Source organism: Picosynechococcus sp. NKBG15041c (genome assembly GCF_055380235.1).
Window position 1 is genome coordinate 505,968 of record NZ_AP040363.1, and the last position, 21,741, is coordinate 527,708.

Sequence of the window (21,741 nt, forward strand, 5' to 3'; positions counted from 1 at the left end):
CCATGAGCGCAAAATCGAACCTCAGCTTGACGACCATCGCCATCCGGCGTCATATCGGGACCTTAATGTTGACGATCGCCGTGGTGGTGATGGGTCTTTATTCCATCTTCCAGATGCCAGTAGATTTGCTGCCTTCGATCACCTACCCACGCATTGGGGTCCGGGCGGATGCCCCTGGGGTAGTACCCGAAGTCGCTGTTAACGAAATTACCCGTCCCCTCGAAGAAGCGTTGGCAGCCACCGAAGGCGTTACCCAAATTTTTTCCCAGACTAGGGAAGGTCGCATCAGCATTGATTTATTTTTCCAGCCCGGCGCTGATGTGGATCAAGCCCTCAACGACACAACCGCAGCTCTTAATCGTGCGCGCAACTCTCTCCCCGACAGCATCAGCCAACCCCAGGTTTTTAAGTTTGACCCATCCCAGTTGCCTGTTTATGAGATGGCTCTTACTTCTAGTTCGTTAGCGCCTGTCGATCTCCGTATTTTTGCCGAGAATGAACTAGCCAGAGAACTGATTCGTGTTCCAGGGGTAGCCAATGTGGATATTTCTGGTGGTGTCGAAGAAGAAATTCAAGTCAATCTCGATTTACGCCGCCTCCAGGCTCTCGGTTTAGATATTCCGACGGTCCTCAATGCAATCCGGGAACGAAACCAAGATACCTCCGGGGGTTTGCTGAGGGGCGGTAATCAGGAATCTCTCACGCGCCTTGTGGGTCAACTGCAGGATGTCAATGAAATTCGTAGTCTTCCCGTCCGCCTAGGTACACCAGAAAACCCCCAGACGATTACCCTCCAGGATGTGGCAGAAATTACCGACGGCACTGTGGAAGAACGCCTCGTAGTGACCCTCAATGGTCAACCAGCGGTGAAGGTGAGTGTTCAGAAACAGCCCGATGCGAATACGGTGCAGGTGGTCGATGGGGTCAAGGCAAAGTTAGCTGAGCTCCAGAATGCAGGGGCCATGCCAGCGGATATGGATATGACTGCGACCCTGGATGAATCTCGGTTTATCCGCAGCTCAATTCAAAACGTGGCGGTGTCGGGTTTAACTGGGGCAATTTTGGCGGCGATCGCCGTTCTGCTTTTTCTGGGTTCTGTGCGCCAGACTTTGATCATTGTGCTGTCAATTCCCCTGGCGACCCTGACAGCAATTATCTTGATGTCTAGTTTTAATCTGTCCCTCAATGTCTTTAGTTTGGGGGGGTTGGCCCTTGGGGTCGGGGTTGTGGTGGATAACGCCATTGTCATGCTCGAAAATATCACCACTGGTGTAGAAAAAGCGACCCAGGACAACCGCTCTCGCCGTTTATTGCAACGCACGGTGGAAGGAAGTAGCCAAGAATTAGAATCAGCTCTCTTTGCTTCGACCACCACCAACCTTGTTTCTGTGTTGCCATTTCTGCTCATCGGGGGCTTTCTGGCACTGATCTTCAGTGAGCTGATCCTCACTATTAGTTTTTCGGTGGCGGCATCATTAATTATTGCCCTCACAGTTGTACCGGCCCTGTCGTCGCGCTTACTGGCGATTCGTTGGTCGAGCCATCTACAATATGCTGCTCCGATTCGGTTATTTGGGGGATTTATTGACCGCCTAACTAAGTTTTATGGTCGTTTTCTAGGTGGGATTCTCCGCCACAGATTGTTTGTCATTGCTGGGGCGATCGCCATTTTCGGTGGCAGTAGTTTTTGGATGGTGGGCCAACTCCCCCAGGAAATTTTGCCCCGGATCAACACAGGTCAAGCAGAACTACGGGCGAGTTTTCCACCGGGAACCACAGTCGAAGAAAATCGGCAGGCTATGCAGGTTGTGGAAGAAATATTACTCGCCCAACCGGAAACAGAATATGTCTTTACCACTTCTGGCGGGGCACTGTTTGGGAATGCTACCGTAAACAACGCTCTCCAGGGCTCCAGTAGCATCACCCTAAAACCAAATACCAATGTCCAAGCCTACGTAGGTCGCGTCAACAATCTGATCGCAGAAGAAGTTCAAATGATTGGGACTTCAATTCGGATGCGCCCCGGTACGGTGCGGGGTTTAATTTTGAGTAATTCTCCCTCCCGGGCCGATGTGGATATTTCGCTTCAGGGGGCTAACACTGCTGCTCTAGAACAAGCTGGCGAACAGGTATTGGCAGCTCTTGAGGAACGAGCAAGCCTCGCTGCCTATGAACCCGATGCAACCCCACCCCAACCGGAAGTGCAAATTCTCCCCGATTGGCAACGGGTTGCTTCTCTAGGGCTTTCCGCCGAGGCGATTGGCAGCACGATCCAAACAGTTATCGATGGAGCAGTGCCCACCCAACTGCAGCGGGGCGATCGCCTGGTGGATATCCGCGTCCAACTGGAGCCCCAAACAATTCAACAGGCAGCTCAACTGCGGAGCATTCCCCTCTTTACCAGCACCCAACAGCCCGTTCAACTGGGAGATTTGGCGACGATCACCTCTGGTGATGCCCCTGGGGAAATTCAACGGATTAACCAGCGGCAGGTATTGATCCTCGAAGGGACCCTTGCAGAAGGCGTCAACCTCAGTGATGCGCTCACGGAAGCCAATGAAATTATTAGCAGCCTCGATTTACCCCAGGGGGTGAGCTTGTTACCCAGTTCCGCCGCGGAAACCAATCGCCAAATTCAACTGGCCCTGAAGGTACTGGGGGGCATGGCGGCCTTCCTGGTGTTCGTGGTGATGGCGGTGCAATACAACTCTTTGATCGACCCGCTGGTGATCATGCTCACGGTTCCCCTTGCCTTGGCCGGCGGGATTTTGGGCCTGTTTGTCACCCAAACGGCGATCGGGGCGACGGTGATTGTGGGGGCAGTACTCCTCGTGGGGATCGTGGTCAATAACGCGATCATCATGGTGGAATTGGCGAACCAGATTCGGGAACGCGATCGCCTCAGTTATCGCGCGGCTATCTTAGAAGCGGCCCCCCAACGACTCCGACCAATCCTGATGACGACGATCACCACGGTCTTGGGCCTCTTTCCCCTCGCCCTGGGGATTGGCGAAGGGTCAGAATTTCTGCAACCCCTAGGGATTGTCGTCTTCTCCGGCCTGTCCTTGGCCACGGTGCTCACCCTCTTTATCATTCCCTGCTTCTATACGCTGCTCCATGAGTTGGCTTCGCCCAAATCTCGCAAGCCCCGTCCGGTGGTGGTGAAAGAAGAGGAAACCCCCCCGAAGGTGCTGCAATAGTTGCCAGAGCGTTCCCAGGAAAAATCCGCCTAAAATGGTGCTACTGCTGAACTTCGATTGAATCTTGGATAAATTGCCATGGGCGATCGCCAACTGTTTCACCTTGCCATTCCGATCACGGACCCAGCCCTTGCTAAGCAGTTTTATGCCGATGCCTTGGGCTGTGCGGTGGGCCGGGAAAATAGTGGGGCGGTAATTTTTAACTTTTTTGACCATCAACTGGTGGCCCATGTCACCGATGAGCCTATTTCCCCCCAGAAAGGGATTTATCCGCGTCATTTTGGGATGACTTTTCTCGATGAACAGGATTGGCAGACGGTTCTAGACCGCGCTAAAAAACATCAACTCACGTTTCGCGATCGCCCCAGGCTACGTTTTCCAGGGAAACTGACAGAACACCGCACATTTTTCCTGGAAGATCCGTTTTTCAATTTGCTGGAATTTAAGTGGTATCGCCACCCGGAGGCGATTTTTGGTGGCCAGGAAATCACCGAAATAGGCGATCGCCCCGAAACCCACTGACTTTTTATGAACTCAATAATCTCGTTACAATCTAAGTGGAGAATAATGGCTTTCTTATGACTAAACTTCTAGAACAAGCAATCAAACATCTGCAATCCTTGGATGCTGAACGGCAAGACGAAATCGCCACTTTGATTATGGAAGAACTTGAAGATGAAGCGAAGTGGGATGCTGCTTTTGCTCAATCCCAAGAACTTTTAATGGACTTGGCATCTGAAGCAATGACTGAATATAGAACAGGAAAAACTCAAGTGCTAAAACCGGAAGAGCTGTGAAATCGAGAACAACAGCTAAATTTCGTAAAGCGTTTGTGAATTTACCTGATTCTGTGCAAAAACAAGCACGTCACGCATATCAACAGTTTCAGGAAGATTCTGCCCATCCTAGTCTGCGCTTTAAACAGGTTCATCCTAACTTACCGATCTACTCAGCTCGCATCAATAAGAATTATAGAGCCGTTGGCCAACGAAATGGGGACACCATGATTTGGTTTTGGATCGGTTCTCATGCAGAGTATGACAGACTTTTATCACAAGTCTAACTAATGAATCTAACTACTAGGACAAAAAAGATGATTGAGTCAGTTTCTAGTTACAGCACAAGCGGCCTTCTCATGATGCATGGTGGAATTCGGCAGTCTTTGGCGGTAGATGACAATCTGCCCAAAAACATGGAAAAACTTTATGGAGTTCGTCAATACTCCGGCTGGCGTAAATGGGCAGACAAAATTGAGGCAGAATTAGATGCTCGACAAATCAAGTACACAAAAATTGCCTGATAATGTTTCTTAGATGGCTAATTAATTTAACCGATGTCAATTTTTTAGCTCGATTAAATTCGTCTTGAAGAAAACAACCAGCGCGTCAGGAAAATTCCCCAACAAAGGCCGAGAAAGTGGCTGTAAAAACTGACATTCGGAGAACTGAGGTCTACTATAAATTGGATCACAATAATTAGAGAGATCAGACGAAATTGGCGGCCTGCAGCCTCGATGTGATGTCGTTGCCATCCTTGCCACAAAATCACAGCGATCGCCCCCATAATTCCCATAATCGAACCAGACGCCCCGACCCAGACTTGATAGCTGTGGCGAATTTCCCGAGTAAAGAAGAGCAGCACACCCGAAAACGTTGCATAGTCAAAGTTTTGGGCCAGCAATACTAAACCAAACAAAGTCACTGTTGCCCCAAGACCACTGCCAAGATAGACGAGAAGATAGCGCGATCGCCCCAAATGTTTTTCTGCGAATGGCCCTAGTAGAGAAAGCGTAACCATGTTCATCAGCAGATGCGCGATGCCCACATGGATAAAATTCGCGGTAAAAAATCGCCACCATTGCCCTTGCAACACTTGATCGGGGATAAAGCCACCCCCCTGGAGCACCGCTTCAGGATTGCTCGGGAAACCCCAGGCGATCGCCCCAAAAAAGACCAAACAATTCACTACCACCAAAAGATTGGTAATCGGGGAGGGCCCTCCTCCCACAAGGGATTGATAAAGACGTTCCTGATTTTCTTGCTGTACAAGACGGCTTAAACGCACCAATTGTGGATAGGCGGCCCTTGGTATCAGCTTTTGGGCAAGCCTGGGAGGATGCTGTAAACGAATGGTCACGGCATTGCGAAAACTGGGGTCAGTTTCCTGTTGGATCATTTGCAAAATGGCCTGGCCCTGGGTCCCATTCCCCGCCGCATACTGGGCGATCGCCCCCCAAAACGAACGAATCTGGGGCGGATAATGTTTGAGATTTTCAGCGAGAAGTTGCTCTAGGGTCTTCACTTCACCGCAAAAGGCCGCCGCAAAAAGCAAAACCTGGTGCCAGTAATGGCGATCGCCCCCCTGGGTGAGCTTGGCTTGGGTACTCGGCGCAGACAGCAAATCTAACAGGGATGCCAGTTGCCCCGTTTCTCCCAAGGCGCGGCAATAATAAACCAAGAGCAACGGTTCTAGGGTCTTCAATTCCCTAGCTCGGAGCCAACCCAGCAGACCTTCCCAGTCAAATTGCATCGCATAGTATTGGGCGATCGCCTGACGCGCTAAAAAGCTTTGGTGATTTTTGTATTGCCGCAGAATTTGTTTACCCTGACTGATCTGGCCCCGTTGTCCCAGCACCAGCGCTCGAATGATGTCCGGCTGCTCCCACCAGCCATCAAAGGGATGTAAAACACGCAGATAAATCGCCCATTGGTAGGCTTTTTGATACTGTTGGCGATCGATGAAACTTTGGATCTGTCGTGACCCCAGGGCCGGAAGCAAGATCAACAAAACCCAAGCACTACCGCCCCAAATTACGGCTCCCACCATGGAAACAAGGTTGATTCCCCAGGTGAGCAACAGCACAAATCCCCCGACCCAGAGCCAGCCCACCGGACGCGGCTGCGGCGATCGCCAGGTGCGAAGAATCAACGCTACGCAAGAAATTGAGATGCCATAAAACCAAAGCAGCGGCCAGAGCGCAGATGCCATACGGGAACCATCACCAAAAAAGGGGTCAATGCTATCTTAATGGGAATCAATTTTCGCTTGCTTTTTGGCGACTGTTCATGAAAAAACAACTTCTATCTGCATTTTGTCTCCTTGCCCTCAGCCTATCTGGTTGCAATACTGCATCCAATAATGAAACTTCTGGCACCACGAACAGTGACACTCCAGCCGCAGTCCAGCCCCTCATCACCGGGGCAATTCCCGACCAAGATCCCGAAAAATTGCAGCGTCTCTATGGCCTCCTAGCGGACTATCTCAGTGCTGAATTAGATATCCCCGTGGAATATCGACCTGTCACCGATTACCTCGCCGCAGTGACTGCTTTTAAAGTGGGCGATTTAGACCTCGTGTGGTTTGGCGGTTTAACCGGAGTCCAAGCCAGATTACAAGTGCCCGGAGCCGAGGCGATCGCCCAGCGGGATATTGACGCCGAATTCCACTCAGTGCTGATCGCTAATGTTAATAGCGGTTTGGGTGAATTAGCCACCGATGCTGATTTGGTGCAAGTCAAAGGCAAAACCCTCACCTTTGGCAGTGAATCTTCCACTTCCGGTCGCCTAATGCCCCAATATTTTCTCGAACAGGCGGGGGTATCCCTCGATGATTTCCAAGGAGAAGTGGGGTTCTCGGCTTCCCATGATGCCACGATCCAACTGGTAGAAGCTGGCACCTATGCCCTGGGGATGGTCAACGAACAGGTGTGGAATACTCGCGTTGCAGCGGGCGATGTGGACACCAATCGAGTAAAGGTCATTTGGCGATCGCCTGCTTATTTTGACTACCATTGGGTGATTTCCCCGGCGGTGGATGAGCGCTACGGAGAAGGTTTTAGCGAAAAAGTGCAGCAGGCCCTTTTGAATCTCGACCCCGCCAACCCAGAGCATCAAGAAATTTTAGAGCTGTTCGGAGCTGCACAATTTATTCCCACCGAAAACGATAACTATGCCGAAATTGAAGCCGTTGGCCGTCAGATCGGCAAAATCCAATAACCCCCTTAATTTCTCCACAGGAGAGTGATCGTAGTCCCCTGTTTATAAGGGAGTTTAGAAGAATCCTCTTAATGAACTGATAAAGCGAAATTTAGAGGATCTAAAAATTAAGCCGCCGCTTTTTTCATCTCAATCAGCTCAATTTTGTAACCATTGGGGTCTTCCACAAAAGCGATCACGGTAGTGCCATGTTTCATGGGTCCAGGTTCGCGGCTAATTTTGCCACCGAGGCTCCGGATTTTTTCACAGGTGCCATAAATATCTTCCACGCCCAAGGCAATATGGCCAAAGCCATCGCCCAGGTCGTAACTCTCAGTATCCCAGTTGTGGGTGAGTTCAATGACAGTGTTGTCTTTTTCGTCGCCGTAACCCACAAAGGCGAGGGTGAACTTACCACCGGGATAGTCTTTTTTGCGGAGGAGCTGCATGCCGAGGACATCGCAATAAAACCTGAGGGATTCTTCGAGGTTGCCGACTCGAAGCATGGTGTGGAGCATTTTCATGGGTGTGGGTTTCTCCTATCTAAACGTCTTGCTATTCAACACATATTGTAATGGACTGACTATCACTCCAAAACCAGGGCAATTATGCTCCCTTGCTCACAGTAATGGATGATCGGCGATCGCTTTTTCACTAGAATTGAGGTGTTTTATCAGAGTCAAGCTATGGGTCAACGTCAAATTCAACAAGCCTTATTATTCTTCGGTGCGATGCTCGCTGTTTCTCTCCCTTCGGCGGCGATCGCCCACGTTGGTGGCCATGAAACCGCAGGCTTTCTCCATGGCTTTCAGCATCCCCTAGGGGGTCTTGATCACGTTGTCGCCATGGTTGCTGTCGGCGTTTGGGCGGTACAACTAGAGAACGTCAAAGCGCCCATTGCTCTACCCCTGAGCTTTTTGGGGTTAATGTGCTTAGGCGGCCTGCTCGGCATGGTCGAGATGCCCCTGCCCGGCATTGAAGTTGGGATCATCATTTCGGACATATTGTTGGGCGCCTTTATTTTCTTTGGTACTCGTCTCCCCCTCGTCTGGAGTAGTTTAATCGTGGCAGCATTGGCCATCTTCCATGGCTATGCCCACGGCGCAGAAATGCCCGCCAATGCCCAAGGACTCCAATATGCCCTGGGCTTCTTGGGCAGCACTGCCATTCTTCACCTCATTGGCATGGGCGTTGCAACCTTGGCACTCCGTCGCCAACAAAGCCAATTTTTTCGCATGGCTGGTGTACTAATGGTTCTGGCTGGGGTGATGGTAGCAGCCCAAGGCATTGTTTAGACCCTGCCGATTCCCAAGCGAATAGAGATTAATGTTACTCCTCTGATCGGGGAGTTTTTTTGTGGCGATCGAGCTGGCGACAAAAAAACCGACTGGCAGAACGCCAATCGGTCTTTGTTAGTGATTTAAGGCATAGGTCTGAGACGAATTCGTCCCCTGAATCTCTTGTGGAAATAGAGATTGAAAAGGAGGCAAATTCTCAAATTTACTTCGCTTCAGCCCGTTCCTTAGCTTCTTTGATCACTTCATCAGCAACGTTTTTCGGACAAGGCTCATAGTGGGAGAATTCCATGGAGAATTGGCCACGGCCAGAGGTCATAGTCCGTAGGTCGCCGATGTAGCCAAACATCTCACTGAGAGGTACTTTGGCTTTAATGCGGATCCCGGTTGCGCCAGATTCTTGGCCTTCAATCATGCCCCGGCGACGGTTGAGGTCACCGATCACATCCCCAACATAATCATCGGGTGTGAATACATCCACTTTCATGATCGGCTCGAGGATTTGAGGGCCCGCCTTGGGTAGGGTCTGACGGTAACCGCTCTTTGCAGCAATTTCGAAGGCGATCGCCGAAGAGTCAACGGGGTGGAAACCACCATCATTAAGGGTTACTTTCAGGTCAACACAAGGGAAGCCAGCCAGGACGCCCTTGTCGATGGACTGCTCAAACCCTTTCTGAACTGCCGGCCAGAATTCCCGGGGGACGTTACCACCGGTAACTTTGGACTCGAATACAAAACCACTACCGGGTTCACCGGGCTCAATGGTGTAGTCGATCTTCCCGAACTGACCAGAACCACCGGACTGCTTCTTGTGAGTATAGCTGTCGTTAACGGCCTTGGTGATCGATTCGCGGTAGGCAACCTGGGGTTTACCGACTTCCACTTCGACGCCATAGGTCCGCTTCAGGATATCTACTTTGATGTCGAGGTGGAGTTCGCCCATCCCTTTAATGATGGTTTCGCCGCTTTCTTGGTCGGTTTCCACCTGGAAGGAGGGATCCTCTTGCACCATCTTGCTGAGGGCAACCCCCATTTTTTCGTTGCCGCCTTTGGTTTTGGGGGCGATCGCAATGGAGATTACCGGATCCGGGAAGACCATCGCTTCTAGGGTTGCCGGCTTGTTGGGGTCGCAGAGGGTATGACCTGTTTGGACATTCTTCATGCCGACGATCGCGATAATGTCACCGGCTTGGGCGGTGTCAATCTCTTCCCGAGAATTGGCGTGCATTTCAACCATCCGGCCGATCCGCTCAGTTTTACCCGTAGCCGTATTGAGGATCGTGTCACCTTTTTTCAACGTCCCAGAATAAATCCGCGTAAAGGTCAAGGCACCAAAACGATCATCCATGATCTTGAATGCGAGGGCGCGGAGGGGCTTCTCGGGATCAACGATCGCATAGTTGCCCGTTTCGTTACCTTCCTCATCGGTTTCTGGCTGGGGATTTACCTCTGTGGGGTTAGGCAGGTAGTCCACAACGCCATCGAGGACGAGTTGCACCCCTTTATTCTTAAAGGAAGAACCACAGTAGGTGGGGAAGAAGGCCAGATCACGGGTTCCCTTACGGATACAAGCCTTGATCTCGTCGATGGTCAGCTCTTCGCCTTCGAGGTATTTTTCCATCAGCGCATCATCTTGTTCAACCGCAGTCTCGATCAGCGCTTCGCGGTACTCTTCTACCTTGTCCACCATATCAGCGGGGACATCTTGGATTTCATAGTTATCAGGGTTACCAGAGTCATCCCAGATCCAAGCTTGGCGATTGAGAACATCAACCACACCGACAAAATCATTTTCTGTCCCGATGGGTAGAGTCATTACGAGGGGCTTCGCCGCCAGAATTTTCTCGACCTGTTCGACAACTTTGTAAAAATCTGCCCCAATTCGGTCAAGCTTATTGACGTAGATCAAACGAGCGACTTTAGAATCATTGGCATAACGCCAGTTGGTTTCAGACTGGGGTTCCACACCACCGGAACCACAGAAAACCCCGATGCCGCCATCAAGTACTTTCAGGGAACGATAAACTTCAATGGTGAAATCGACGTGACCAGGGGTATCGATGATATTGAATTGGTGCTCTTTCCAGAAACAGCTGGTGGCAGCGGATTGAATCGTGATTCCCCGTTCTTGCTCCTGTTCCATAAAGTCGGTGGTGGCGGCACCGTCATGGACTTCACCGAGTTTGTGGATTTTTCCGGTTAACTTCAGAATACGTTCGGTGGTGGTGGTTTTACCCGCATCGACGTGAGCGAAGATACCGATATTACGATATTTGGTCAGGTCTTTCATAGATTTATGTTCGCTCTATAGAATTTCAATTACTAGCTATTTGCTTGGGGGGTGATCACTGTGGACTAGATTCAATGTACAGCGACAGCCCTCCGGGTCTTTGAGGTTACCCTCAAAACCAAGGGGGTCATGTGTAACAGTCAAAAGTTAGTATGTATTAGTAAGTGTCACTCTTGGTTGCGCTTTAACTGGCCGCTGGGCTCCGGAGAGACGGTAACGGCGAGCACCACAGCAAGGTCTATTAAAATCCTTACGGGGCACGATCGCAACATCACAAATTGTAAATTATCTTGTGGTCTAGGTGAAAGGGGCAAAGACCGATCCGCTCCGGGTTTAAAGGCGTGGGAAACAGACAAGCTTTTTGAGGTTAAGGTGTTTTGAGCTGGCTGACGCTTCAGTTTCCTGCCTGTTCAAATTTCTGCTACATTTTGAGCCTGTCATTCGGCCTAAAGATCACATACCCTTAGATCTGTTTTATTTATCCATGAAGCCTTTGAACACCCTAAGTCATATTCGCATTGTCGTTGTTGAACCAGCGGGGGCTCTTAATGTGGGTTCGATCGCCAGGGTGATGAAAAATATGGGGCTATCACAGCTCTATTTGGTCAAGCCCCAGTGCAATCACCTCGGTCAAGAGGCTTGTTTAATGGCTGTCCATGGGCGGGATCTATTAGAAAAAGCAATTGTCGTGCCAGATTTGCCGACGGCCTTGGCTGGCTGTAAAAAGGCGATCGCCACGACGGGGCTCCAACGTAGTCTGCCGATGCCCGTAGAAACGCCGAAGCAAGCCCTGCCTTGGTTTCTCGAGGATGCTCAACCCAGTGCCCTGATTTTTGGCCGGGAAGACCATGGCCTGAGTAACGAAGAATTGAACCAGGCCCAGCGACTGGTGTGTATTCCGACGGGGGATGAATATATGTCCCTCAATTTGGCCCAGGCGGTCACTGTCTTGGCCTATGAACTGCGCAGTTTATCCATGGAACTCGGTACGCCAAGGGCAAACTTTTCGCCTGAGCCAGCCCCAGCCCTTGCGGATCTCCAAGAGTTGGAAGGCTATTATCAACACCTAGAGCGGGTTTTATTACGGGTGGGCTTTCTCTATCCCCACACTGCTATCTCTCGGATGGAAGCGTTTCGCCACCTGTACCGCCGGGCGAATCCGAGCAGCCGAGAAGTGGCGATGCTCCGGGGCATTTTGCGCCAGGTGGAATGGGCGATCGCCAACCCAGAATTACCTTCCAATGAGCAATCCTAAGCTTTTTTTATACCTCTATATATACGAATAATTTCAGCGACCACCTGATCAATGGTGAGACCATCGGTGATGAGCTCCACGGCATCCACGGCTTTTGTGAGGGGGGCGATCGCCCGGGTGCTGTCGAGGCGATCGCGTTCGCTGATCTCGGCCTCTAATTGCTCGAGGTTAATCGATGTTTCCCCTTGGGCTTGAAGATCCTTCGCGCGGCGCCGAGCTCGTTCTCCAGGGGTGGCCGTGAGAAAAATCTTAAGATCGGCGTCAGGGAATACATGGGTCCCAATATCTCGCCCCTCTGCCACGAGGCCGCCATTTTCACCGAGGCGCTGCTGTTGCTTGACCAAAGCTTGGCGCACCTCCCCCTGGGCGGCAATTACAGAGACCTGTTTTGTGACAGTGGGGGTGCGGATCATCTGGGTGACATCGAGGCCATTGGCGAGAACCGTGACTGGCTGGGTAGGATCCTGGGGGGGAATTAGCTCAATGGTGGCACTACTCATTAATTCGGCGACGGCAACTTCATCGCGAGGGTCGATATTTTTGTCTAGAACGAGGTAGGCGATCGCCCGGTACATCGCCCCCGTATCGAGGAAGAGGAGCTCTAGTTGTTCGGCTACTAGGCGGGTGACGGTGGATTTACCTGCCCCGGCGGGGCCATCGATGGCAATAATCGGCTGACGGGTTGTGAGCATGGTGTTATCAATCAAGCGGGTTTGACCGACATAGGCGGCGATCGCCAGTAAAGCAGATTTTTGCACCCTGGGTAGCGCTTCAAGGCTATCGGGATCGACTAATTCGAGATATTGCAACTCTACCCCTGGCCATTGTTCGACCACCTGGGTAGCCGCTGCAAGCAATGGCTTTGCCTGCCGTTCCCCGGTTTGAAAAAGATTTTTTGCGGCTTGGAGGGCTTGGGAGAGGGCGATCGCCTCCGCCTTTTCCGCTGCTGATAAATATTGATTCCGAGAGCTGAGGGCTAATCCAGAGGGCTCCCGCACAATGGGACAACCCCGCACGGTCACTGGCAGATGGAGATCCTGTACGAGTCGCCTAATAATCGCCAATTGTTGGGCGTCTTTTTCGCCGAAGTAGGCGATCGCTGGCCGCACCATTTGCAGCAACTTCACCACCACCGTTGCTACCCCCACAAAATGCCCGGGGCGGAAGCGACCACAGAGACCAGTTGTTAAAGAGGGGGGCGGCAGAATTTGCACTGCCTCTGGCAATGGGTACATTTCGGCCACCGTGGGCGCAAAAACCAGGTCTACTCCCAGGGTTTCGCAAAAGCGGCGATCATCTTCCAGTTGACGGGGGTATTGATCGAGATCTTCATTGGCGCCAAATTGGAGAGGATTGACAAAAATACTCACCACCACGAAGTCTGTTTCTCCTCTGGCCTGCTCAATCAAGCTACCATGGCCCCGGTGGAGAGCTCCCATGGTAGGCACAAAGCCAATTTTTACCGTGGGAGCCATCTGGGCGATCGCCGCCCGTAAGGCAGCTAGGGTATGGACAACTTTCATGGGTGCTGCCGCCATCAGACTAGTTCAGGACATCAATTCTGACATTGGCAACACCAGAACTTACCAAGCCAATCTGTTCTGCAGACCCCCGGGACAAGTCGATAATCCGACCGGGGGTAAAAGGCCCACGGTCATTGATCCGCACGACCACAGAGCGGTTGTTGCGTAGATTCGTTACCCGGACTCTCGTGCCAAAAGGCAGAGTCTTGTGGGCAGCGGTCATGGCATATTGATTAAACGGTTCACCACTGGCGGTGCGGCGACCATGGAAACCCGGGCCGTACCAAGAGGCACTACCTTGCATACTCCGTTGGACTTTCAAACCTACGCCCGCATCATTTTGAGCTTTCGGAGCATTGGCAATTTCGGCGATCGGTTCAGCACCACCGAGGATGCGTCGGAAACGATTCACGGCAATTAGAGCATCCTGGGTTGTATTGCCAGTACGGTCTGCCAGAAATACCGCGTCATCGAGGGTCACCAGGGGTTCATTGTCATATTGCAGAGCATATTGCCCTTCCCCTTCCCAGCTGGCGGTGAACTTTGTGGCGTCAAAGTCGGCTTGGGTAACGAGGCTATTTAATTCTTGGGAAACTTGTTGGGCGATCGCCGGAGTCGTATCAGGGGCAAGATCGTCAGAGTCGAGAAACGTGAGAACGGGCAATTGGTTGACGTAGAGAGTGGTAGCAGTCCGTTCTTCTTGGGGATAGGAAAAGAGAGTTGCGATGGGTTCAGAGCGTTGGGCCGCCGCAAGTATTTGGTTTTGGGCCAGTCGGCCAGAGGACGTATCCTGATTTGCCAGGGTTGGCGCTGCGGTCAGGCCCAGGGGAGCCAAAGTGGTAAAAACAGCAGACAAAGCGAGCAAATGGTTACGGTTTAAAGTCATGAAAAATAATTGAATTCAACTACCGCCGAAAACTACGCTTCACCAAAAACCTTGGTACAAGAGGGTTTTCCTTGGTTAAAGGGGGGATTGCATCGGGAAGATGCTTTAGCCCAAGCTTCAGTCAGAACGTGGTGATCACGTTACATTTCTTAAGCCGCCATACAGTAACACAGGCTTTTTCCGCTTCACATCCGTATACACAACCCCAAAAATCAGGTTCCGAACCAAAATAAATGGCAACGGGGGAAGTTAAAGCAAGGTAAAATCAGCTTTTCGAGTTTTGTTGAACTCGACAATTTCCCTTGATCCATTCATCAGAAATATTTATTCCATGGACTACCAACAAGCAGGTGTAGATATAGAAGCAGGGCGTTCCTTCGTCCAAACCATCAAGGATAACGTCGAAAGCACATATCGCCCCGGGGTGCTGGGCGGCTTGGGTGGCTTTGGGGGCTGCTTCGAAATTCCCGCTGGCTATCGTCAGCCGGTACTGATTTCTGGCACGGATGGGGTGGGAACGAAGCTTAAAATCGCCCACCAGACCGATCAACACCACACCGTCGGTATTGATTTGGTGGCTATGTGCGTCAACGATATTCTGACAGCCGGAGCTGAGCCGCTTTTCTTTTTGGATTATCTGGCCACGGGCAAACTTGAACCTGATCAATTAGCTCAGGTGGTCGCCGGGATTGTGGAAGGTTGTAAACAGAGTGGCTGTGCCCTTCTTGGGGGAGAAACGGCGGAAATGCCTGGTTTTTACCAAACTGGGGAATATGATCTAGCTGGCTTCTGTGTGGGGATTGTTGAAAAGAGCGAAATTTTAGATGGCTCCCGGGTACAGGTGGGGGATGTGGCGATCGCCTTACCCAGTAGTGGTGTCCATAGCAATGGTTTTTCCCTGGTGCGCAAGATTATTGAGATGAACCAACTCACCTGGGCAGACAAGCCGGCAGAATTCCAAGGGAAAACCCTGGGTGAAGTTTTCCTCACCCCTACCCAGATTTATGTACAGGCGATCCAAGGGGCGCTCAAAGCTGGTTTAGAGATCCATGGTATGGCCCACATTACGGGCGGCGGTCTCCCAGAAAATCTCCCCCGTTGTCTCCAAAAAAATCAGGCGATCGCCATCGATGCGAGCAGTTGGGAAATCCCAGGATTATTTCAATGGCTCCAAAAAATGGGAGAGGTCCCCCAAGCAGCCATGTGGGATACCTTCAATATGGGCGTAGGCTATGTGGTGCTTGTGTCGAAAACAAATGCGGCAAAAAGCCTTGAGTGGTTTACATCCCAAGGAATCAATGCCTGGCAAATCGGGGCAGTCGTCGACGGTACTGGGGAAGTCCTCGGGCTACAATAGGGAGCGAATTTTGCAATAAATCACTGATATTGGGTTTGAATTCATGTTTTCCTTTGATAATCAAGGTCCCCAACCCCGGGAAAAATGGCGATCGCAGGTGGATTGGTTTGTCCAAGATTATCGGCCGCAATTAACTGCCCTCGCCTGGGGTTTGCAACAGGAATGGAACAACGACGGTACAATCCTCGGCATTGATCTCAAGCCCAAACCCCATTTTGTGCCCTGTTCGTTTGAGATGCTCCAAATGCTCAATCGTCGAGTGGGAGGCCGTCTTCAAGAAATTTTAGGGATTATTGAAGGGGCTGATTTTGACAAAGAAGTGGTGATTCTCTGTCTGGGAGAAGGACAGGTGAAGTTAATTTATTTTGAAGCAGAGCCCAACCCAGTCGACTGTTTTCAGACCCATGGGGCCGACCTTGACCAACTCATTACGGCGCTAGAAGCGGTCATGGCCGAGTCTATTAGCCTCAAATCGGCATCGAAGTAACGATCTACTACGAAAATCCCACAAGAAATCGAGATTTTCCTAAAATTAAGACAGAAAACCCTAAAAATCTCCTAAGTAGGCATCATGATTACTAAAACCGTTGCCGAAGTCATGACCCCCGCGCCCGCCGTCGTTAAAGCCAGTGACTCGCTCCAAACGGCGATCGCCCTTTTAGTCGAAAAAAAAATTAGCGCCCTGCCTGTGGTTGATGACCAAGGAAAATTGGTGGGGATCATCGCCGATAGCGATCTCACCTGGCAGGAGACTGGGGTTGATACACCCCCCTATATCATGCTGCTTGATAGTGTGATTTATTTACAAAACCCCGCCAAGCATGACGCCGCCATCCACAAGGCCCTCGGCCAAACGGTGGGAGAAGTGATGAGTAAAAAAGTCCATAGCATTACCCCCAATAAAATGGTGCGAGAGGCTGCCCACCTCATGCACGAAAAACACACTGGTCGCTTACCAGTGGTGGATCCTGACAGTGAAAAAGTCATCGGGATTATTACCCAAGGTGATATTATTCGGGCGATGGCCCAAGCATCTTAATGTCCCAATTGTTTCGTTTGGTAGAGGATTTTCATGGCTTCTCTGGAATCTGTACAACAGCTACTCTCTTCTGAGAATTTCGGCGATCGCATTTCTGGTCTCAACCAACTGCGGGCCTTTTCTCCAGCGGAGGCTTTCCCCCTGATTCAACCTCTCCTGAGCGATCCAGAGGCTCGGGTACGCTATGCGGCGGTCAGTCAAATGGATGCCGTGGGCCAAGGCTTTGAGGCTGAAGCCCTTGTCTTACTCCGGCAAGCACTTTTCAATGACTCAGAACTTGATGTAAAAGCCGCCGCTGCCGATGCGATCGCCGGACTTAAACTTGCGGAAGCTTATGATGATCTCGCCCAGGTTTACCATGGCACGACAGAATGGCTGTTGCAATTCAGCATCGTGGCAGCCCTAGGAGAATTGGGCAATCCGGAGGCCTTCGATCTGCTCAAAGAAGCACTCCAGTCGGATATAGAATTAGTCCGCACCAGCGCCATTAGTGCCCTGGGCGATTTAGGTGATCGCCGGGCGATCGCCCTGTTGACCCCTTTTGTCGCTGACTCTGACTGGCAAGTGCGTTATCGCCTTGCCCAGTCCCTCGGCCGACTGGGTGGACCAGATGTGAAACCCTTTCTAGAAACCCTAGCCCAAGATGAACAAGCCGCCGTCGCAGACGAAGCCAAGCACCACCTCGCCTAAGAAAAAAGCAGTGCATCACCTACCCACCTAGTCGAAGCGCACTGTTTTAATTAAGTAAGTGGGCAAGAATTTGGTTGGGGATTTCTTCTGGGTAACCGGCATTAGATGATACGGACATGATCCTTCTAGCTAGGGAAGAGTGCTCATTTGTGACTCGCTCCTTTTCGACACTGTCTAACCTTTACTCACAGCGCCGGATGAGGCTCTGATTTTGAAAGGCTTCCTTCCCTCCTCGACATCGGCAAGGGGAGGAAGCCTGATCGGGCTGCAATGACGCATTCTGTTTCAAAAAGGTGACTAACTTCAGGCATTCCTCTCGCTGGTGGGATATGAGACATATTCACTGGCGTCTAATCCTGTGCAAGGGGATATGGCCATAGCTACAAAAAATCCGGGTAGCCCCGGATTTTCGTAGAAAAATGACTTCAGAAATGGTGCTTGGTAAGCCTTAGAAACCGAGGGCTGTCCAATCTACCTCAAAACCTTCGAGAATCAGAGAAGAGTTGTAAATCTGGAGAATAATAAGCAGGAATACTAAAAACAACGCCATGAAGACGCCCATCAGCGGTGTAGTGCCCCAACCAGGCGCAACCTTACCGTATTCAGAATTTAAAGGCTTGAGGATATCTCCCAACCGAGTACGCTGTGCCATAGGATTCGTGTATCGTAAAGGATTTTTGTAATGTTCCGTAATATTATAGAGGAAGAGTCATCATAATCTGAGATACACCTATGGATTCTGCAACAGTTCTTAGCATCGGTATTGCGGCGGTTGTGATCGCTGTGACGGGTTTTTCGATTTACACTGCTTTTGGGCCACCTTCGATGGAACTTGAGGATCCATTTGAAGATCATGAAGACTAAAAAAGCCCTTGGCATATTTTTTTAACAAGCGCAAAATAACCATATCTGATTGATAAATCATCCAAAACAGCCTGTAGGCTGTTTTTTTTGGAGATTGGCTTTGTCCCTTTGTTTTTAATCTTGGAGGAGGGTCGCCAGAATTTCAGGAACGAGGTCTTGCACGCCGGGAAGGACAATGCTGGCCCCCACATCTTGAAGATTGGAGGCGTACATATATTCTTTATCGTCACCAGTTTGGGCATGGGGTGGGATCACTCCAATGGCCTGCCATTGACGCTCAGGCTGCTGAATGATGGCATTGCTGATGGTGCGCATATCGGCAGCGGTATCACCCACATAGGCGACGGGGGTATTAGCCTCTGGGGATTCTAATTGGGCGATCGCCGCAAATAGTCCTTTGGGATTAGGTTTTTCGGGGGCGTCCTCCATGGCGACCAAGACGAGGTTGTCTAAACCAAGACGTTTTTTCAAGACATGTTCTGCGGAGGCCCGCATTGCCCCGCTAAAAAAACCCCAGGCAAAGCCAGCGGCAGTCAATTGTTCAAAATAATGATTGGTAGCCAGGAGGGGCTCATCATTAATGTAGCCATCAAAGTTCTTGCCCCGATATTTACGTTGGAAAAAAGCAACGAGTTCTTTGAAATCTACAGCAATATTTTCATCCCAACGCCGGATGAGTTCATGGGAAGCTTTCCAGTCATTATTCCAAATTGCTTCGGCCTTGAGGCTATCGATATCGCCATTGGTGGGGCGGTATTCCCCTTTGGTGTAATGTTCAACGGTATCGGCGATCGCCCGACGGTAGGACTGGCTGACATCCCGAATCACACCATCGATGTCAAAAATTACGATCCCTCTGGCCATGGCTATAATCTCTCCTGAACACTAATCACCACCATTGCTATTGTCCCAAGTCTCTGACTAAAAAAAAAGGGCAAACAGTGCCCGAAAATCCCGCTTTCGCCTTTGTTAGGCGTTTATTGAGATGGGGCGATCGCCCCATCTCAATAAAATTACCGCCAGTGGATATTAGTTCAAACAAGACAGAGTTGCTCAAACCAATATTAATGACGGTAACTCGAGGTTTTTCAAAAAGGCAGAACGTCCCAGGGAAGCCCCGACTTTTTTCTATTTACTTACGGTAAGGAACCGAAGCCAAGCTAATGTCTGCGGTGGAAACCCGGACGTTGACGGCGGGAATCCGAGCAGAACGGGCCATGGTGAGGAAGTTGGCCGGATCGCCAGCTTGGGGAACCCGGTCGGGCGTCCGGAAGCGACGGACAGCGTTTTGCCAAACCACTTGGGGGAAGCCAATCTGAGAGCGGTAGTAAGCATCGTAACGGGGAGACTTGATGTTAAAGGGAGTCTCACCTTGGTCACGGCTCGCGAGGCTACGGCGGCGCTGGTAAGGCACGGTGTCATAGCCAAAGTTTTCCATGTACTCATCGGTGTTGAGGAGTTGGTCAACAAAAGCGGCTAGACCCTTGGTGCAAATAACGATTGACCAAGTGATTTTTTCCCGTTCGTTGTAGGGATCACGGCCAAGTACCCGTTGAATGCACTGCTCGACAAAGCGGTAGTTACTGTTTTTGTTATAGAAACTATCAATGAAAGTCGGCGAAAGCAGCAGACCCCGGATAAAGTCACGGACGGTGATTTGACCGTTGCGTAACTGGGATTCGAGGAGTGTTTGGCGATCGCGTTTAAAAGCGTGGAAGAAAATTTGACGGTAAGCAGCGTTGATGAGAACGTCAAAATCGGAATCGCTAATAACGTTATCGGTCGTAAAAACGAAAGGCTGCTCGTCGCCACCGACGGTATACCCTTCTACTCGAACATTTTGGCTCGAGGGGGCGTATTGTAATAAAGGAATTGTCAAACCAGACCTCCGTTATATCAGAAGACTTTAAAAAGTAGGATTTCTTACTGATTAGCATAAGGGAGTCAGGGACTCTCCCTCAGAAAGATTAAAAAATATTACAGAAGTTAACGTTTATGTTGCTGCGCTAGGGCCTAGGGGATTTTATGGTTGTAGGCCAAAGTTCTCGGCATGGGGTTTACTCCCGGGCGATCGCCTGAGCTGGGCTGATAAAAGAGAAAATTAAATTTAAAGAAAATCTATTTTTCAGAGTTGACGGTGACCTGAAAAAATGCAGTATTTTAAGGAAAGTTATTGCCCGAAGATTTTAGTTGTTATTTTTGAATGACAGGTAAGAAATTCTGGGGCGATCGCCCCTTTCGGCGGATCTAAGCTTTATATCTAAGTGTGCAGGAGTTTTCGGATGAGCCAAGCCCCCCCTAACCAAGCAAACACCAGGTTACAGGCAGCCCTTGATAGTTTGGATTTAGATCTAGGCGCCGAATTCCAGCGCTACCAACGCCAGCGGCCAGCTCGATTAGCGCGATTGGCATCGCCACCGAGCTCAGCCCAAGCCCCCTCTTCGCTGGATCATTTAGACGATAACTTAGCCGCCCAGTCCCATCAATATCAAACGGAGACGGTTGACGCCCTAGATGACCCTGGAGTTGCGATGTTATCTCCCTGGGAACAGACACCGCCGCCCCCTGAAGATTACTTAAAATCTTCCGAAGAGCTTCTCAAAAGTTTGGACGAAGAAGGGGAAGTGTTACCGAAAAAGTCTGCTCCCCGTTGGCAGTTGGTCCTTGGTCTTTTGGGGGCAACTTTACTGGGGGGAGGATTAGTCGCCCTGGCGATCGCCATGCCTGATCTGTTTACGCGAACCACCGCTCCAGCAGTCAGCAATGAGCCGTCTCCTGTGACCACCGCTGCAGATCAAGCAACAACACCAAGTGATATTACTAATGGTTCACCCGCAACGGTAAATCTAGCTTCCCAAGAATTCATTGAACTGCGCCTCGAAAACCTAAGCGTTATTGATCCACGCAATGGAACAGAAACGACGACTGCCACCCCTACCGATGACAATCCTACTGAAACAACTGCTGACAATACAGCGACAACCCCGGAGCTAAATCCCATTGGTCTACCAGGCTTGACCAGTCCCCTCGCAACCCCCGATGGTCTCAAGGTGGGATATTTTTATATCATTTCTCGTGATACCAGTGCGGCGACCCTAGGGAAGGCGAAACAGGCAGTAGAAGAAGCATTTATCCGTCAATTTCCGGTTGGACCAGGGGTACAAATGGCTGAGGTGGATACAGTAGCCAAAGCTCAAACCCTGGTTCGGCAGTTCCAGGGCCAGGGGATCACTGCAGAAATTTACCACCATCAACTTTCGCCGGCACTGTAAAACAAGCCAGCGATCGCCCATTGGAGAATTGCACTTTCGGGTCAAGAAAAGACACTTGAAAATTAGGGCGATCGCCCGGGCGGTATAAATTGTAAC

At 50.7% G+C, this 21,741-nt stretch carries 22 protein-coding genes; 14 read left to right on the forward strand and 8 right to left on the reverse strand.

Features of this window, described 5'->3' with window-relative positions; translation table 11 throughout:
• Positions 1-2: 2 nt before the first annotated feature.
• From ACZ45B_RS02470 to ACZ45B_RS02490, 5 genes are all read left to right on the forward strand, one after another.
• Entirely contained in the window at positions 3-3,200 is a 3,198-nt protein-coding gene (locus ACZ45B_RS02470) for an efflux RND transporter permease subunit (protein WP_024544863.1), read from the forward strand.
• Between the two features lie 78 nt (positions 3,201-3,278).
• Positions 3,279-3,722, forward strand: coding sequence for a VOC family protein (locus tag ACZ45B_RS02475; RefSeq protein ID WP_024544864.1), 444 nt, complete (start codon positions 3,279-3,281; stop codon positions 3,720-3,722).
• Between the two features lie 56 nt (positions 3,723-3,778).
• Complete coding sequence (locus ACZ45B_RS02480) at positions 3,779-3,997, forward strand: hypothetical protein (protein ID WP_024544865.1); 219 nt, start codon at positions 3,779-3,781, stop codon at positions 3,995-3,997.
• A 53-nt stretch (positions 3,998-4,050) separates the two neighbouring features.
• Entirely contained in the window at positions 4,051-4,263 is a 213-nt protein-coding gene (locus tag ACZ45B_RS02485; RefSeq protein ID WP_464675022.1) for a ParE family toxin-like protein, read from the forward strand.
• A 30-nt stretch (positions 4,264-4,293) separates the two neighbouring features.
• Positions 4,294-4,500, forward strand: coding sequence for a hypothetical protein (locus ACZ45B_RS02490; RefSeq protein WP_038027743.1), 207 nt, complete (start codon positions 4,294-4,296; stop codon positions 4,498-4,500).
• A 53-nt stretch (positions 4,501-4,553) separates the two neighbouring features.
• Here ACZ45B_RS02490 and ACZ45B_RS02495 read toward each other — a convergent pair whose 3' ends face one another.
• Complete coding sequence (locus ACZ45B_RS02495; RefSeq protein ID WP_024544866.1) at positions 4,554-6,188, reverse strand: rhomboid family protein; 1,635 nt, start codon at positions 6,186-6,188, stop codon at positions 4,554-4,556.
• A gap of 77 nt (positions 6,189-6,265) precedes the next feature.
• Between ACZ45B_RS02495 and ACZ45B_RS02500 the strand changes: the two genes are divergently transcribed.
• Positions 6,266-7,195: a putative selenate ABC transporter substrate-binding protein gene (locus ACZ45B_RS02500; RefSeq protein ID WP_024544867.1), complete on the forward strand. Its 930-nt coding sequence runs from the start codon at positions 6,266-6,268 to the stop codon at positions 7,193-7,195.
• Between the two features lie 107 nt (positions 7,196-7,302).
• On the opposite strand, the gene gloA is transcribed toward ACZ45B_RS02500, so the two are convergent.
• Positions 7,303-7,698, reverse strand: a complete 396-nt coding sequence (gene gloA, locus ACZ45B_RS02505) for a lactoylglutathione lyase (RefSeq protein ID WP_024544868.1) — start codon at positions 7,696-7,698, stop codon at positions 7,303-7,305.
• A gap of 162 nt (positions 7,699-7,860) precedes the next feature.
• On the opposite strand from gloA, the gene ACZ45B_RS02510 reads away from it, so the two are divergent.
• Positions 7,861-8,469 (forward strand): HupE/UreJ family protein, encoded by a 609-nt coding sequence (locus tag ACZ45B_RS02510; protein ID WP_024544869.1) that lies wholly within the window; start codon positions 7,861-7,863, stop codon positions 8,467-8,469.
• Positions 8,470-8,674: 205 nt separating this feature from the next.
• Here the strand turns inward: ACZ45B_RS02510 and fusA are convergent, their stop codons facing one another.
• A complete protein-coding gene (fusA, locus tag ACZ45B_RS02515; RefSeq protein WP_024544870.1) occupies positions 8,675-10,759 on the reverse strand; it encodes an elongation factor G in 2,085 nt (694 codons plus the stop codon).
• A 484-nt stretch (positions 10,760-11,243) separates the two neighbouring features.
• On the opposite strand from fusA, the gene ACZ45B_RS02520 reads away from it, so the two are divergent.
• Positions 11,244-12,014: an RNA methyltransferase gene (locus tag ACZ45B_RS02520; RefSeq protein ID WP_029681647.1), complete on the forward strand. Its 771-nt coding sequence runs from the start codon at positions 11,244-11,246 to the stop codon at positions 12,012-12,014.
• On the opposite strand, the gene ACZ45B_RS02525 is transcribed toward ACZ45B_RS02520, so the two are convergent.
• Together ACZ45B_RS02525 and ACZ45B_RS02530 are read right to left on the reverse strand one after the other, a co-directional pair.
• The gene (locus ACZ45B_RS02525; RefSeq protein ID WP_024544872.1) at positions 12,011-13,537 is read right to left on the reverse strand and encodes a bifunctional pantoate--beta-alanine ligase/(d)CMP kinase; all 1,527 of its coding nucleotides are present in this window, start codon (positions 13,535-13,537) and stop codon (positions 12,011-12,013) included. The two genes, ACZ45B_RS02520 and ACZ45B_RS02525, sit on opposite strands and share 4 nt — an antisense overlap.
• 19 nt (positions 13,538-13,556) lie before the next feature.
• Positions 13,557-14,423: a septal ring lytic transglycosylase RlpA family protein gene (locus tag ACZ45B_RS02530; protein WP_024544873.1), complete on the reverse strand. Its 867-nt coding sequence runs from the start codon at positions 14,421-14,423 to the stop codon at positions 13,557-13,559.
• A 331-nt stretch (positions 14,424-14,754) separates the two neighbouring features.
• Between ACZ45B_RS02530 and purM the strand changes: the two genes are divergently transcribed.
• The 4 genes from purM to nblB all read left to right on the forward strand — a co-directional run bounded on the left by purM (position 14,755) and on the right by nblB (position 17,509).
• Positions 14,755-15,780 carry a phosphoribosylformylglycinamidine cyclo-ligase gene (purM, locus tag ACZ45B_RS02535; protein WP_024544874.1) on the forward strand — a complete coding sequence of 342 codons (1,026 nt, stop codon included), beginning with the start codon at positions 14,755-14,757 and terminating at the stop codon, positions 15,778-15,780.
• Positions 15,781-15,823: 43 nt separating this feature from the next.
• A complete protein-coding gene (gene ccmS / locus ACZ45B_RS02540) occupies positions 15,824-16,267 on the forward strand; it encodes a beta-carboxysome assembly chaperone CcmS (RefSeq protein WP_024544875.1) in 444 nt (147 codons plus the stop codon).
• A gap of 87 nt (positions 16,268-16,354) precedes the next feature.
• Positions 16,355-16,819 (forward strand): CBS domain-containing protein, encoded by a 465-nt coding sequence (locus ACZ45B_RS02545; RefSeq protein ID WP_024544876.1) that lies wholly within the window; start codon positions 16,355-16,357, stop codon positions 16,817-16,819.
• Between the two features lie 33 nt (positions 16,820-16,852).
• Entirely contained in the window at positions 16,853-17,509 is a 657-nt protein-coding gene (gene nblB / locus ACZ45B_RS02550; protein WP_024544877.1) for a phycobilisome degradation protein NblB, read from the forward strand.
• 448 nt (positions 17,510-17,957) lie between these two features.
• Here nblB and psbH read toward each other — a convergent pair whose 3' ends face one another.
• Positions 17,958-18,161: a photosystem II reaction center phosphoprotein PsbH gene (gene psbH, locus ACZ45B_RS02555; RefSeq protein ID WP_012306436.1), complete on the reverse strand. Its 204-nt coding sequence runs from the start codon at positions 18,159-18,161 to the stop codon at positions 17,958-17,960.
• An 80-nt stretch (positions 18,162-18,241) separates the two neighbouring features.
• Here psbH and psbN point away from each other — a divergent pair, with 80 nt between their 5' ends.
• Positions 18,242-18,373 (forward strand): photosystem II reaction center protein PsbN, encoded by a 132-nt coding sequence (gene psbN, locus ACZ45B_RS02560; protein ID WP_024544878.1) that lies wholly within the window; start codon positions 18,242-18,244, stop codon positions 18,371-18,373.
• 114 nt (positions 18,374-18,487) lie between these two features.
• On the opposite strand, the gene ACZ45B_RS02565 is transcribed toward psbN, so the two are convergent.
• Complete coding sequence (locus ACZ45B_RS02565) at positions 18,488-19,237, reverse strand: TIGR01548 family HAD-type hydrolase (RefSeq protein WP_024544879.1); 750 nt, start codon at positions 19,235-19,237, stop codon at positions 18,488-18,490.
• A gap of 268 nt (positions 19,238-19,505) precedes the next feature.
• Positions 19,506-20,252, reverse strand: coding sequence for a phycobilisome rod-core linker polypeptide (locus ACZ45B_RS02570; RefSeq protein WP_024544880.1), 747 nt, complete (start codon positions 20,250-20,252; stop codon positions 19,506-19,508).
• 403 nt (positions 20,253-20,655) lie between these two features.
• On the opposite strand from ACZ45B_RS02570, the gene ACZ45B_RS02575 reads away from it, so the two are divergent.
• The gene (locus tag ACZ45B_RS02575) at positions 20,656-21,645 is read left to right on the forward strand and encodes a hypothetical protein (RefSeq protein WP_024544881.1); all 990 of its coding nucleotides are present in this window, start codon (positions 20,656-20,658) and stop codon (positions 21,643-21,645) included.
• The last annotated feature ends 96 nt before the right edge of the window (positions 21,646-21,741 follow it).

Excerpts from the sequence above, each read along its gene's own strand:
- ACZ45B_RS02530 (WP_024544873.1), bottom strand. The coding sequence starts at position 14,423 with ATGACTTTAAACCGTAACCATTTGCTCGCTTTGTCTGCTGTTTTTACC.
- psbH (WP_012306436.1), bottom strand. The coding sequence starts at position 18,161 with ATGGCACAGCGTACTCGGTTGGGAGATATCCTCAAGCCTTTAAATTCT.
- ACZ45B_RS02475 (WP_024544864.1), top strand. The coding sequence starts at position 3,279 with ATGGGCGATCGCCAACTGTTTCACCTTGCCATTCCGATCACGGACCCA.
- ccmS (WP_024544875.1), top strand. The coding sequence starts at position 15,824 with ATGTTTTCCTTTGATAATCAAGGTCCCCAACCCCGGGAAAAATGGCGA.
- ACZ45B_RS02510 (WP_024544869.1), top strand. The coding sequence starts at position 7,861 with ATGGGTCAACGTCAAATTCAACAAGCCTTATTATTCTTCGGTGCGATG.
- ACZ45B_RS02490 (WP_038027743.1), top strand. The coding sequence starts at position 4,294 with ATGATTGAGTCAGTTTCTAGTTACAGCACAAGCGGCCTTCTCATGATG.
- ACZ45B_RS02565 (WP_024544879.1), bottom strand. The coding sequence starts at position 19,237 with ATGGCCAGAGGGATCGTAATTTTTGACATCGATGGTGTGATTCGGGAT.
- ACZ45B_RS02575 (WP_024544881.1), top strand. The coding sequence starts at position 20,656 with ATGAGCCAAGCCCCCCCTAACCAAGCAAACACCAGGTTACAGGCAGCC.
- ACZ45B_RS02495 (WP_024544866.1), bottom strand. The coding sequence starts at position 6,188 with ATGGCATCTGCGCTCTGGCCGCTGCTTTGGTTTTATGGCATCTCAATT.
- fusA (WP_024544870.1), bottom strand. The coding sequence starts at position 10,759 with ATGAAAGACCTGACCAAATATCGTAATATCGGTATCTTCGCTCACGTC.
- psbN (WP_024544878.1), top strand. The coding sequence starts at position 18,242 with ATGGATTCTGCAACAGTTCTTAGCATCGGTATTGCGGCGGTTGTGATC.
- purM (WP_024544874.1), top strand. The coding sequence starts at position 14,755 with ATGGACTACCAACAAGCAGGTGTAGATATAGAAGCAGGGCGTTCCTTC.
- gloA (WP_024544868.1), bottom strand. The coding sequence starts at position 7,698 with ATGAAAATGCTCCACACCATGCTTCGAGTCGGCAACCTCGAAGAATCC.
- ACZ45B_RS02480 (WP_024544865.1), top strand. The coding sequence starts at position 3,779 with ATGACTAAACTTCTAGAACAAGCAATCAAACATCTGCAATCCTTGGAT.
- ACZ45B_RS02470 (WP_024544863.1), top strand. The coding sequence starts at position 3 with ATGAGCGCAAAATCGAACCTCAGCTTGACGACCATCGCCATCCGGCGT.
- ACZ45B_RS02500 (WP_024544867.1), top strand. The coding sequence starts at position 6,266 with ATGAAAAAACAACTTCTATCTGCATTTTGTCTCCTTGCCCTCAGCCTA.
- ACZ45B_RS02520 (WP_029681647.1), top strand. The coding sequence starts at position 11,244 with ATGAAGCCTTTGAACACCCTAAGTCATATTCGCATTGTCGTTGTTGAA.
- nblB (WP_024544877.1), top strand. The coding sequence starts at position 16,853 with ATGGCTTCTCTGGAATCTGTACAACAGCTACTCTCTTCTGAGAATTTC.
- ACZ45B_RS02525 (WP_024544872.1), bottom strand. The coding sequence starts at position 13,537 with ATGAAAGTTGTCCATACCCTAGCTGCCTTACGGGCGGCGATCGCCCAG.